This window comes from Fundidesulfovibrio magnetotacticus, from assembly GCF_013019105.1.
In the GTDB taxonomy this organism is placed as follows: Bacteria; Desulfobacterota; Desulfovibrionia; order Desulfovibrionales; family Desulfovibrionaceae; genus Fundidesulfovibrio; species Fundidesulfovibrio magnetotacticus.
Map to the genome: position 1 here is coordinate 30,899 of NZ_BLTE01000002.1, position 12,566 is coordinate 43,464.

The window sequence follows — 12,566 nt, forward strand, 5'->3', positions numbered from 1 at the left end:
GTCTTGTTGAGCTTCCCAACTATTTGGGTGTATTGTTTTGATCAAACGAGGGAGGAAAGGATGACGAGTCCAAAAGTAAAGGCAGTTCTCCTATTTTGTCTCGCGTTGACTTTCGGCATACTTATCTTTGGAGGTTATGCCATCAACAAGGGCAAACCACCAATTCCCGTCAAGGTTCTGGATGATTCCGGCAACGTCATGTTCACGGGCGAAGATATCATCAGCGGCCAAAACTATTTTTATAGCAGAGGTGGGCAGCATATCGGAACCATCTGGGGACATGGCGCGTATCTAGCACCTGATTGGTCGGCAGATTTTTTACATCGCATGGGTCTCTTTCTGGCCGCTAGACACAGTGGGCTTGACGCTACACAAGCTAGCGCGCTCACCCATGACGACTTCAAAAAATTAAACCCCGTCGAACAGGCCCGGCTTCAAGTTTTAGTCACTCAGGAAATAAAAAAGAACCGCTACGACCCCAGCACCGGGGTACTGACATCAACGAAGTTTCAGACCGAAGCGTTTAAAGCTTTGAACGCCTATTACACGGAGCTCTTTCAGAACGGAAACGATCGCATGGGCTTGCAGCCGGGGATCGTCAGGAATGCGGAAGAAGGTCGCCTTGTAACAATCTTCTTCTCATGGCTTTCTTGGGCTGCCGGGACACAGCGGCTTGACGCAGAGCACACCTACACGACCAACTGGCCATACGACCCCTTGGTCGGCAACGTAGCTCTGCCAGACTTCCTTATTTGGTCTATTGTCAGCGTAATTTTACTTATTTTCGGCATTGCAGGTTCACTGTTCGTTTATCAACGATACATTGGCCAAGGAGATGAGGGGAATAAGCTTAATCTCGACTTCCCAGAACCAACTCCAACTCCAAGCCAGAAAGCAACGCTTATATATTTCTTGACAGCGATCATACTGTTTACACTACAACTCAGTTTTGGAGCGGTAACAGCCCACTTCACTGTTGAGGGAAATTCATTCTTCGGGATCCCCATATCTTCGTTCTTGCCATATGCAGCAGTCAGAACATGGCACATCCAACTGGCAATTTTTTTCATCGCCACATGTTTCTTGGCAGCAGGCCTCTTCCTTGGGCCGTTTGTTGGCAAGGAGCCCCGGAGACAAGCTTTTTGGGTTTTTGCACTTTTTGGTGCGTTAGTAATCGTTGTACTTGGAACACTTAGTGGAACATGGCTTTCCGTCTCTGGATTTTTCAATGGCGATGGGTTTATGTTTGGCCATCAGGGATACGAATTCATCGAACTTGGTCGATTTTGGCAAGTGTTATTGATTGTTGGAATGATAGTTTGGCTTATTCTTGTGTGGCGAGCAATACAACCAGCAATACGTGACGAGCATGATAATGGCGGCCTCACGCATATGCTTCTGTATAGCTCCATATCTATACCACTTTTTTACATGGCAGGTCTGCTCTATGGGAAAGGAAGCCACCTTTCTGATGCAGAATATTGGAGATGGTGGGTAGTTCATCTTTGGGTAGAAGGATTTTTTGAGGTTTTTGCTACAGTTGTCATGGCTTTTTTACTTTCGCATATTGGCGCTGTAAGCAAAAGATTTGCTCTTACCAGCGTTTATTTTATTGTTTTTTTATATCTCGGCAGCGGAGTCATCGGCACGTTCCACCATCTGTATTGGAGTGGTTCCCCGACCATCATCATTGCCCTCGGGGCGGTATTTTCCGCTCTGGAGGTTGTCCCTCTTTCGCTCTTGGGGTTCGAAGCCGCGCACAACCTTCGGACTGTAGGCGCAGGAGGCAAGGATTTCGCCTATAAGTGGCCCATCTATTTCTTTGTGGCTGTTGCATTTTGGAATCTAGTTGGAGCAGGAGTATTTGGATTCTTGATAAATCCGCCAATTGTACTCTATTATGCACAGGGCATAAACACCACACCGATCCATTCGCACGGGGCTCTCTTTGGTGTGTACGGCATGCTCGCCATCTCTCTTATGCTCTTTTCCGTTCGTCATATCATCACAAAAGCTTCTTGGTCAGACAGGCTCTTGAAATGGAGTTTCTGGGGGCTTAACTGCGGCTTGGCAGCCATGATGATATTTAGCCTCATACCGTCAGGATTTTATCAGTTTTACCACGCCATCAAGGAAGGCCTGTGGTATGCGCGCAGCCCGGAAATCGCTTCTAGCGAATTCATCCGCACGGTGACATGGATGCGAGCGCTTCCAGATGTTGTATTTGCTGTTGGGGCTTTTTCCCTGTTGTTGTTTTTGTTGCGTGGGATATGGCTGAGTTATTTTAAAAAATCATAAAACCAGAAAGAGGGGAGGGGCCAACTTGACCTCTCCCCTTTGGACTCAACAGCAAAAGCATGGCCATCAAACGAAGGGCGTGCGGGGACCGGAACCGGAAGCACTTCATGACCGCCATCTACTTCTTCTGCGGCACCTCGACCTCTATCCCAAGCATGCCTGAGCCCGGTTACCCACGGAAAACCCGGAATGACCAGCTAAACTATGCAAGCAACTTATCTTGTCAAAAACTGCAAACCTTGCCTTTCTGAGTAGAAGGATTGTCTTTACTAATATCATCATAAAACGCCTTTTCACACTTATTGCAAAAATAGACATAATTATCTGCTTTTGCATAACAGGAAAGCTGGCGGCCTCAGCCCGCACGAACTCTGTTTTCCAAAAAAATAACACGGCGATTACTTTTTTTACACAGAATGGGGCAAGAATCTACTCACAAGATTCCTGCCCCGGTTAATCTTATGCTGCTGGCTCAAGGCTGGGCAACTTGCTAACTGCCCGTTCTTTCTCACCTTCCAAGTAGTGATAGTACACGTCCGCCGTCATCTTCACGGTGCTGTGCCCCATCAGCTTCGACACCGCCGCCAAGTCAGCTCCGTTCGCCAGCATCGTCGTTGCGAAGAGATGGCGCAGGTCATACATCCTGACATCCACGGTGATTCCAGCCTTCACGCAGGCCTTGTTGAAGCTCTTGCGAATCGTCGTCACCGGCTTCCCGTCGTATTCGACGATGTACCCAGACCTTGAAAACCTCCTCATCTCTCGAAGGCGATCCAGAAATGCCGCCGTCACCGGGACAGTCCGATAGGTCTGCGTTTTGGTAGCGAAAATCCGCACCGTGCCAGCGCCGAAATCCACATTTTCATAGCGCAGGGCGAAGAGCTCCGAAGGACCAGGCCGAGTCCCGAGGTTAAAGCAGACCTCCATGGCCCACCGGACATGAGGCTCAGCGCACTCCATGATCCGGCGCAGGTCATCAACTCCGACCTGGACGTCCCGAGGTTTCTCCTTGGCTTTCTTCCGACCCTTCATCGGGTTCCTGGCAATGAGTTCCATCTCGATGCCGAAGTTGAAGATCGCGTCGAGGTAGTCGCAGTAGCGATTCACGCAGGACTGGGACCGTGGCCTTTTCGTCTGATGACTGATCCCTTGCATCTCCTTGATGAACGGAACGATGTCCTTCAGGTAAGTCATGCCCTCGACCAGGGTGTCCCGACCAAGGATGTCGAAGAACATGCCCTTGAGCAGGTTCTCGAGATTGGCGATGTGCTTCGGCGTCCGACCCGACACCCGAAGGTGGTCCAGGTACATCATCGACAACTGACCAAAGGTGACCCCCTTGGCAGGGACGGCAACAGCAGCCACCGTCGCTACCGACGTCGCCAGCGGCATTTCAGCCTGGACTTCTCCAGGCCCATCCACTGGCTCTTCCTGGTGCGCAACCGGGTCCGACACCGCCTCAACGACCTGCTCCTCCTGCACAGGTACGTGCACGTTCGCTTTCGCTTGCTGGATCGCAAGATTAAACGCCTCAGCCTGGAGACGGGCCAACTCGCCCCTACCGAAGGACTTGTCCCGCCTCTTACCTTCTTCGTGCCAATAGACCATGAACCGTCCATCGCGTTGATAGACGCCCATTTGAGCACCCTCCGTTGGTGGTGATTGCAGATAATTTGTGAAGAGGACGGGGCGACCAGATCGATCGCCCCAGAAATCGAATAACTAGATCTTACACATCAAGACCGAACTGGATCGTCAGACGGTTGCCCTTGAGGAGCATTTCAGAATAATGCCCGTCTTCAACAGATTCGAACGGATAGTCATGTTCTTCATCCATCTTGACCAGAAGCTGGAGATTCGGGATCATGCACAACAAGCGCAACATGTTCTCGATATTTGAAGCGTGCTGCAAAGTTTCCAACGAAGTGTAGTGGCTATCACTCATGGCGATTCTCCAGATAATGAAAAGGGTCATTTCTGACCCTGCTAAAGTGTTTGATCACAATGCGTTGAGGAGAATTTCTTCCACCTCTTCGTCCTGCACCCCAAGATACCTTCGCGTTATCGAGGGGCTACTGTGATTGAGCCTCTTGGCCAACAACTCCCATGAAACACCAAATGTTTTGCGTTGATGGTAACACCACGTCTTTCGCAGTGTATGCGCTCCAAAGTTGCCTTGAAGATTGATCTCGTCGCACCATCGCTGCACCATCATGGTGACAGCATACGTGGTCAGCGGATAATTCTTCCCCTTGCGGCTCTTGAACAGGAAATGTTCATCTTCGAGTTTCGAGGTTGCAAGGTGCTCGGCGAGAGCAGACTTAATTTCCTTGTTCATTATGAGGATGTTCTCTTTGCCAGTTTTCTTTTCCTTGAGGCAGACGCGGTCGCCAATCTTGCAATACTTCACGTCTGACACCTTCAAGGCCAATATGTCTTGGACCCTGAGCCCAGAGTTCACCCCCATGGCAAACAGTAGCCGGTTACGCGGCTGATCCGCCAAGAGCTTCTTGATGCTCTTGATGTTCTTGAGGTCGATAATGGGCTCGACTTTCATGAGCACCTCCTTTGCAACGTTGTTTTTCGTTTCCAAACCCAACGAAATCGTAGATTCAAAACCGGGGCTACTTGGGACCGTCCAGCTAGGGCTGGAGTATCCCGTTGTAATACAACATCTTATGCAGCAACGCGCCTCCAATGTACGATTCTATCTATTATAGTTCTTTCCTCCGTTATAGAGTCGTCGCATTATACCAATCATATCTGTATTACTTTGTGCATTCTGCCAGAAAATTGAAGTGACCATTTGAGAGGCTGCGAATCAGAAGTTATGTTGCACGGAGGACGGAAAGCAGGATTCAAACAGAAGAAAATGCCACCTCTCTAGAGCATGGCATTCGTAGATGGTTGATTTCAGATCACCGTCAGGATGATGCGATTGTCTTCGACAGTGACGGCGAACTCGTCGCCTTCATTGACGTCAAGGCTGCCCAGATCAAGCTTGTTGACGTTGATCCGCACCTCGCCCTTCTTGTTGACGTAGGGACGTGCAGAACTCTTGAGATAGAGCCCTTTGACGTCGTAGAACTGCCTGTCCTGGCTGATGAGTTTGAGGACGAAGTGCTTGAGTGTCGGCTTATGCGTAATGTTCATCTTTTCCATGATGGACTTCGCGTCAAGACCTTCCCTGATGCACTCCCTGAGAAGCGAAGCATTGTACTTCGACTCAGGGCGCTTCTTTTCGCCCACGCCATCGAACTCTTCACCCTCAATGGGCTGAACCTTCTTCGCTGACATATTGCCTCCTTTGTTTTAGGCGGTGGTATAAGAATCTAATATCTATATGATATGACTCGAATAATGTCATAGGAAGGAAGAAGCTTTCCCGTTGCGACAGGCGAAAACGTTCGTTGGGCCGAGGATCGCTCCTATGGGGTTTTCTGGTCCGACGCAGGGTCAACCCTGGGGAAGCCCCAGAAAGCGCAGGAGGCGGGAGATTTGGAGGGTTGGAAAGCTGACGAAGTGGTATTCACAAAGAGTACACATTGACAGAAAGGAAATTGAGCAAGCAAACAATATGTTGGCCATTCAGCTTTCCGCATCTTATTGAACATTTATTTCATATATTGTGAGTCATTATGCGTCCTACAATGCACCGGGAATTTAATTCCTGGATCGCGTTGACCAAACAATATAGCGCTAATCATAAATTCAAGTCTTCCTGACAATACATAAAAAAAGATACGGAGAGGACATGCCCCTCCGTGCTGGAACGGGGTCAGATTGATCTTTTAATGACAACGATTAGGGCTTGCTTCAGTATTTCCCTCGCAAGCTTTGATTCAATGAGAACCATGACGACTCTCAAAACCATAGTGCCTCCTTTTCGTCAGTTGTCCTGTTCTCCATCGCCTTCCTGTAAAGAACAAAGCCCTTGACTCCGAAAAGCCAAGGGCCTTGCTCAGCCACCGTACGATACCCTCTAATATCTCTATGAACGCGACTCAAAATGACATCGTATTTGTCATTGTCTTCGTTGCAATTCAAAATAGATATACATAATTTGCAGGCGTAGACATTATTGTATTGCTTCTTCGCTCAGCAACACTAAGCTGTCGACGATGCAGACGACTCAAATGCTGGCGAATTTGAAGGACATCTTTCGCTTTGTGTTATCAAAATTTTTCAAATCTCGCTGACCACGAACCCTTTATCCTAGCTGCAGGACACCAGATGGCAGCGTCACAGATCCTCAACTGATTCAGGACAGTAATAGCTCGAACAAGTTGAAGCACATTGTTTGGCGTCGGCAATCACAAAACCCATGGCAGAGCAACGCATCCCATCAGACCCTGTTTCGAAATCCTCATCAGGCTGACAGAAATCACAGTCCGAGCAGGACCTGTCATTCGGAACCATATTTGGCGCAGACGACTGAACATTACTCGGTTGATCAACATGGACACGATTCAATTGAAGCTCATTACCACCTGCATGAGCTAGATTGTTTTCATAACTATCTTTATGAAATGAAATGCCACTTTTTATGTCGTCCTCGCAAGAGGCATCTGACTCGGCATTGACCACTTCAATGTCGAATGGGCAGAACGTCTCCAGGTCAAGTCCTAAACCTTTTAGGAAGTTCAAGAAGACCATGTCGCTTTCTCCTTCGCATGGTTATTATTCAAAACCTTCATCTCCATAGAACTGGAATCGCCAGCGGCTTCGACGTTCCAAATACCCAACAAAAATCTGCCACCACCGTCGCTATTTATATTATAATGATATCATAATAATAATTATATATAATAAATTTATTTTAGTTATTTGGAACGTATAATAAGAATAAGAATCACATGTACACATTGAACAGTTACAGGAGCAGGGTGACGGGGATGCAAAAATTTGGAACGTACGAGTTATTTAGGACTGGTCCTTCCCCGTCCGTCCCAAAAGGATTTGGCACTGAAGCAGTACATTGGCACTATTACGTTCTTCGACTCGCCAGCAGTTTTAGGGATGACGACCTTTCGCTGATACCCTTTGGACCAGTCATCGGTGATGAGCCAGCCCTTGTCCTTCCAAAGACGGACCATTTCTAAGGCTTTAAATCCATTCTTTCTAAGAATATCATCCAGAAACGTTTTCGTTACCCCTACGAATGTCCATTCTCCATCGTCAGTCACGTCGCAATACGCTCCATGCATGTCACCAGACCAAGGGATATTTTGACGCGCCTCGGCAGGTGAATACACTCGATGCTGATTACTGTTGATCCATTCTTCGACACATTCAAATGCCTGAGAAGCGACATCGGCTGATTTTGATTCGTTCATGGCCCTGGACCACACAGAATCGAGTAGGATTCGAACTGGCGTGCTCCGTTTCAGTTCAGGTAGAGCCGCATGGATGATTGCAATCGCAGTAGCGACAGCGGCGAAGTATTCACCAAGACGCATTTCAATGGATGTCAAATCAGGCAGTTTCGTAAGAAGTTCATTCGCCTCAGCATACGCTTCCTTCCAAAGGGGCCATTGATCCCGGTGGTCCAGGATGAACTGAACCATGCGATGTCCAGCATGGCCGAAGTGGTCAGTGACCACGCCCTTGATCCTGGTGACGACTGCTTTGCTCTCGGCGTCTGTCCTGAGGAAAGGGTTGCCCCAAAGGTCGATGATCCTGCCCCTGGCTCCACCGTCTGTACTCAGGTCCAGGCTTGGCGTCTCTCCGGTTGAAAAAAGGATGGTCCTGAACGGTTGCACCCGATCAGAGCCATGGAGAGTCGCGCGGGCCTTGTCCCGGCCAGATGCGATCATGTAGATGGTGTCGGTGACGAGGTCGCTGCCGTACTTGTTCCTTTTGTTCTGCAATCTAGCCAGCTTGGTTTCATCCAGGAAAAGCGGCAGTCCATTGAGCAGCGCCGCCATCCTACCGATCCTGTTGTCGGTCCCGTTCCAGGTGTTGATGAACGAGCCCGCATACGGAGCAGGATTTCCCCATGCCGATGCCGCCAGCATCAGCGCGGTGGTTTTCCCTGAAGAACTTGGAGCACAGAGTTCGAGTGTGAAGTTGTCCACCCCCAGGATCGGAAGCAATGGCGCGGCCAAGGACGTGTACAGCGCAAAGGCGACGTCAGGATATTCCAGCGCCTCATTGACCATGGAGGCCCAGGCGGCGAAGCTTCCCTTTTGAACAAAGCCGCTTGCGAATTGCTCATCTCCCTGGTCGGCACCCTTGAAACGAACCACCGGGGCCTGGCCGGGAAGTTTACCGGCGGAAGTCCCACTCAAGTACGAGTGCCCCCAGAGAAACCCCGCCATGTCCTCGGTCCAACCCAGGCGGCCGTCCACAAACGTCTTCGGGATGTTGCCACTGTTAACCCGATCATATTCTTGAAGATACTCGATGATGCCATTTGCGTTAATGCTCGTGACGGGGAAGTTGTAATTTGCCAATCCGACAATGCTGGTCTTGCTTGCGATGACCCCGCGTTCAATTTGATGCTGATGCCACCTCCCGTCGCGCATCCAGGCCAATGTGACATAATGCAGCCCCGTAGACCTGTTCTCCGAACATTCGCTAATCACGATTGGGCATGGTGAAAGCCGTATCCCGCCTGCATCAGTCGATTTCACAAGGCTCAGGTCCTTCGCAAACAGATACCGATGCGGCAATTCAGACGCATTTGATACTGGCGCATTGGGAATACGCTGTCGAATGTTAATCGTCTTAAGAACTGTATCCTGAGCAACTGCGCTCATGCTGCTTGTGTTGACAGTTTGATTCGTATTCATTTCGGATTTCCTTTGAAGAAGGGCCACCAAGCTTTCACTTGATGGCCCTCTTTTAACGCTCACCGCTTCAGCCAGATCACTGCTGCGTCATTGACGTTGTACCCGTCACCATCAGAGTAAACCAAAATCTTGAGCTTATCCAAACAGCCCCTGGAGATGGCGGCATTGGTTGCGGTATTGATCAAGTCTTCAACATACAATTGATGAAAGTGAGATGACCGGATCATATCGAATTCGTGAGCATGCAATCCATACCCTTTCTGTTGAAGCGCCTTGGCGCAGTTGACGATTCCAGGCCCTCGCGCATTCAAAGGTTCAGTCCAAATCGTTTCTGGTTTTGCAGCCAAAACAGAATCGAGCATGCTTTCGTAGTCTGATTGCGACGTGCCAATACCAGGCAGAACTGGACATATCATTCCGTAGGTTCGAATGCCCATGTCCCGAGCCAGATGCAGGGCTTGCAAGCGTTCGGTGATGCTGGAGGCATTCGGCTCGATGATCTTCGCGAGGTGCTCATTGTGAACCGGAGCTGTGATGCTCAGTCCAACCATCACCCTATTGCGATATTTCGATATCAGGTCAAAATCATACGCAATAGATGCGCTCTTCGTGAGAATCCGTACGGAGCAGGTGCTCTTGGACAAAATCGTCGACAAAAGATGACGCCCAAGATCGCGCTCCCGTGCTTCTGGAGCCCAGCAATCCGTTAGCGTGCTCATCATCACGACATCGTTACTATCAAGCTTCATGCTCTGGCGTTGAACACGCAAATGTGTCCACAAGTCGACAATAGCTGTTCCGCTTTCAAGGGCAGCAAAAGACGTGATCTTGTTCTCCTTGAAAAATCTATGCGTTCTTATCAGCGACGGTGTTGAACAATACTTGCACGCATGGCCGCAAATCAGTCCGCAATTTACAGCATGCGTAGCCAATTGCTTTTTTGCAAACTCATTCGAAAGAGTGATTCCGATGTTCCTTTGGCATGTTAAGACGTTACTCATTAGCACCCCCATTGATCATTGTTTTCTGACACTGGCCGACGCAATTGATCCTTGCGACCAGATTTCAGCACTCTAATGGGGATATATCTTTATTGCTTTGTTCCGTTAGAACATCAGCAAGGGGTAAGGCCAGAAAGGTGCTCGGTGTCGAAAGGTGTCCGGGGAACGGACCAGGAGCAACCCCGACGTCGGAGACTCTGGCAGAAACGATTTACCACCAGACACTCGAAAATGAGGGAGTGGTGCGGAATATCCCGAAGTTTGACTTTATTACTTCCCACGCGAGGACAGAGTTGCGCAGGATATTCGCCATATGTTCCCACTCCTACTCAAAGCGACTCGCAGCTATTTCACACTATTTTCAGATGAAATTCGTGCGGTGCCATCCAGAACCATGGCGTGCAGCAGTGAGCACGGCTAACCACCCCTGGCGCTTTCAATGAGCGAACCAAAGGGATCAGAGACCGAGGCGAGAAGGGGTGGACAGGACAGGAAGCCCGAGACGACGAAGTGGGCGGCGTTGATTCCCGCCCCCATGGTTCTCCTTCGGGTCGGGGCTATGTCTTCCCTGGGGCTGGCGTCAGCCAAGATGGCCCCCGAGGGGCGGACCAGAGACATGACAACAACACGCCCATCCCGCTTGGACAGCAAGAAGGAATTTTGCGACCGTCAGTAGCCATCAGCACGCTTGGCATGCCTCTGTCTGGATCGGCCGATTTCAGCGCCATAATGAGCCTACCGATTATGCGTTTCGAAAGACGGCATCCAGCCACAACCTCCTTATCCTGTTAATCATCTTCCGCCAGCATGATCGTCAAACAAGGTTCATAATTGTCGCCAGGACCAATATGCGCGATTGCCTCGATAGTCTCCTTCCTGCCTGGGGCCATCAGAAAGTCGACCTTGAAGGTGACCCTGTCGGTGTTGACGGCGCGTCTGGCGGCGAACAAAGCCAACGTGAGCACGTCATGGAGTCTACCTGTGACGCTTTGGCCAAAGCTCCCGTCTAGGCCGGCGGGCGGTTCGATATAGCGATGGAAGATGGTACCGGTAATGACCGTGTGAATCTTAAATCCAATCTGTTTCGCCTGCTCGGTGACGTCTACGAGTACGCCGTCGGCAATCGCTTGTGCCCTTGAATATTCGAACACGACGTTCCAATCCTTATCAGGCGTCATTGCTAGCCTCCTGAGATTTCGAAGACAGTATCTCATCAAGCTTGCGTCGAAAACAATTGCAAAGAACAAGACCAACCTCGCCATACGACTTAGTAAAGTCTCCAGAAACTTCTGGCGATGACTTGTCCATTATTTTGAAAAGCTGTTCTATTGGACGAAATACGGCTACGAGTTCGTCCTTCAATGCAAGACTATCGAGCTGTTGTGGCTCCATTTGACCTCCTCCCATGCATACCGCAGTGATAGCTTTGGGGAAGGATACCCTGGGGCGAAGGGGCTGGTCACGGGGAGGCACTCTTATCTTTGCACCAAAAGAAAGAGCAGCCGAAGGCTGCCCTTTCTTCATATATAGTCCTTGTAAAACACTAGAGGATCAACGGGTTGGATTTGTGGAGATCAGTAACAACACATTCAATTTGCCTGTAGTAGAGCATACCCAGAACGGCACGATTGCGCTGGCCATGAATGCCAATCAAATCTTGAATTTTATACCCAACATTTCTAATAAACATTTTAAAATCATCGAGGCTATCATACATATCGTATCTCACCGTGCCGTCTTTAGTGCCATCAAGCTCATTAGGGAAATACAGCTTGTCTGTCTTGTTGAAGGCACTTTTCTTGCTGTTCCAGTAACGGACAATACCTGTCTTGGCGTCATCGAGCCATGACTTTGAATCACATGAATTCACAGGACATCCTGTGATTAATTCAAACTTTGTAATGCCAAACAAATGAATCTTTACATTGACATCATTCAGGCCAAACACTTGAGGAAAGAGCACCAGGGGATTTGCCTTGCCTTCCTGCTTTCCAATTGCGATCGAATCGCATCCGATGCTCTGGTAGACTCGCGCCTCCAACCCTGACTTCATGCTATGAATCACAGGGACAACGTTCAAGCCGATCTTCTTCAACTTAAGATAGTACAGCAGGTTTTTCATGAGGCCATGCGCATCGAAATCAGGGTCATAGCTAAACACAAGATCAAATAAACCATCATTGAGCCTCGCAAACTCTTTGTACTGTGCATAGAGCTGACTTTCCGTGAGCCCGAGGTTGGAGTTGTTCAAGCTAAATGCACCACAGTCTAACGCTTTTTTATTGACTATCGAGCTATATCTCTCGAAGTAGCTGTGCATTCCTACGGGCATTCTTGCTCGAGTCAAAAGTATGTTAAACTTTTGTCCAGGGCAGCGAGCAACAAGTTCGTCCATTACCTCGTCCGTCGGTGAAGACAAATAGATGTCCATGATTTTCTCCGAAGCGGCCCCCCTGATTTGCAACCAGGGGAG

At 49.3% G+C, this 12,566-nt stretch carries 10 protein-coding genes; 1 reads left to right on the top strand and 9 read right to left on the bottom strand.

Annotation, left to right across the window (positions count from 1 at the left end):
* The first annotated feature begins 60 nt into the window (after positions 1 to 60).
* On the top strand, positions 61 to 2,298 hold the full coding sequence (locus tag NNJEOMEG_RS03200) for a nitric-oxide reductase large subunit (protein ID WP_173081261.1): 2,238 nt from the start codon (positions 61 to 63) through the stop codon (positions 2,296 to 2,298).
* A gap of 459 nt (positions 2,299 to 2,757) precedes the next feature.
* Here NNJEOMEG_RS03200 and NNJEOMEG_RS03205 read toward each other — a convergent pair whose 3' ends face one another.
* The 9 genes from NNJEOMEG_RS03205 to NNJEOMEG_RS03245 all read right to left on the bottom strand — a co-directional run bounded on the left by NNJEOMEG_RS03205 (position 2,758) and on the right by NNJEOMEG_RS03245 (position 12,524).
* The gene (locus NNJEOMEG_RS03205; protein ID WP_173081263.1) at positions 2,758 to 3,936 is read right to left on the bottom strand and encodes a tyrosine-type recombinase/integrase; all 1,179 of its coding nucleotides are present in this window, start codon (positions 3,934 to 3,936) and stop codon (positions 2,758 to 2,760) included.
* A 91-nt stretch (positions 3,937 to 4,027) separates the two neighbouring features.
* Positions 4,028 to 4,243 (bottom strand): hypothetical protein, encoded by a 216-nt coding sequence (locus tag NNJEOMEG_RS03210; RefSeq protein ID WP_217270472.1) that lies wholly within the window; start codon positions 4,241 to 4,243, stop codon positions 4,028 to 4,030.
* 54 nt (positions 4,244 to 4,297) lie between these two features.
* Complete coding sequence (locus NNJEOMEG_RS03215) at positions 4,298 to 4,855, bottom strand: tyrosine-type recombinase/integrase (protein ID WP_173081266.1); 558 nt, start codon at positions 4,853 to 4,855, stop codon at positions 4,298 to 4,300.
* A 356-nt stretch (positions 4,856 to 5,211) separates the two neighbouring features.
* Positions 5,212 to 5,595 (bottom strand): hypothetical protein, encoded by a 384-nt coding sequence (locus tag NNJEOMEG_RS03220; RefSeq protein WP_173081268.1) that lies wholly within the window; start codon positions 5,593 to 5,595, stop codon positions 5,212 to 5,214.
* Between the two features lie 945 nt (positions 5,596 to 6,540).
* Positions 6,541 to 6,954 (bottom strand): hypothetical protein, encoded by a 414-nt coding sequence (locus NNJEOMEG_RS03225; protein WP_173081270.1) that lies wholly within the window; start codon positions 6,952 to 6,954, stop codon positions 6,541 to 6,543.
* A gap of 263 nt (positions 6,955 to 7,217) precedes the next feature.
* Positions 7,218 to 9,092, bottom strand: a complete 1,875-nt coding sequence (locus NNJEOMEG_RS03230; RefSeq protein WP_173081272.1) for a DUF927 domain-containing protein — start codon at positions 9,090 to 9,092, stop codon at positions 7,218 to 7,220.
* A gap of 59 nt (positions 9,093 to 9,151) precedes the next feature.
* Positions 9,152 to 10,093 (bottom strand): radical SAM family protein, encoded by a 942-nt coding sequence (locus NNJEOMEG_RS03235; RefSeq protein ID WP_173081274.1) that lies wholly within the window; start codon positions 10,091 to 10,093, stop codon positions 9,152 to 9,154.
* A 788-nt stretch (positions 10,094 to 10,881) separates the two neighbouring features.
* Entirely contained in the window at positions 10,882 to 11,271 is a 390-nt protein-coding gene (locus NNJEOMEG_RS03240; protein ID WP_173081276.1) for a DUF6573 family protein, read from the bottom strand.
* Between the two features lie 365 nt (positions 11,272 to 11,636).
* Positions 11,637 to 12,524: a hypothetical protein gene (locus tag NNJEOMEG_RS03245; protein WP_173081278.1), complete on the bottom strand. Its 888-nt coding sequence runs from the start codon at positions 12,522 to 12,524 to the stop codon at positions 11,637 to 11,639.
* Positions 12,525 to 12,566: the final 42 nt, after the last annotated feature.

Coding starts and splice junctions, on each gene's coding strand:
- NNJEOMEG_RS03200 (WP_173081261.1), top strand. CDS start 61: ATGACGAGTCCAAAAGTAAAGGCAGTTCTCCTATTTTGTCTCGCGTTG.
- NNJEOMEG_RS03205 (WP_173081263.1), bottom strand. CDS start 3,936: ATGGGCGTCTATCAACGCGATGGACGGTTCATGGTCTATTGGCACGAA.
- NNJEOMEG_RS03210 (WP_217270472.1), bottom strand. CDS start 4,243: ATGAGTGATAGCCACTACACTTCGTTGGAAACTTTGCAGCACGCTTCA.
- NNJEOMEG_RS03215 (WP_173081266.1), bottom strand. CDS start 4,855: ATGAAAGTCGAGCCCATTATCGACCTCAAGAACATCAAGAGCATCAAG.
- NNJEOMEG_RS03220 (WP_173081268.1), bottom strand. CDS start 5,595: ATGTCAGCGAAGAAGGTTCAGCCCATTGAGGGTGAAGAGTTCGATGGC.
- NNJEOMEG_RS03225 (WP_173081270.1), bottom strand. CDS start 6,954: ATGGTCTTCTTGAACTTCCTAAAAGGTTTAGGACTTGACCTGGAGACG.
- NNJEOMEG_RS03230 (WP_173081272.1), bottom strand. CDS start 9,092: ATGAATACGAATCAAACTGTCAACACAAGCAGCATGAGCGCAGTTGCT.
- NNJEOMEG_RS03235 (WP_173081274.1), bottom strand. CDS start 10,093: ATGAGTAACGTCTTAACATGCCAAAGGAACATCGGAATCACTCTTTCG.
- NNJEOMEG_RS03240 (WP_173081276.1), bottom strand. CDS start 11,271: ATGACGCCTGATAAGGATTGGAACGTCGTGTTCGAATATTCAAGGGCA.
- NNJEOMEG_RS03245 (WP_173081278.1), bottom strand. CDS start 12,524: ATGGACATCTATTTGTCTTCACCGACGGACGAGGTAATGGACGAACTT.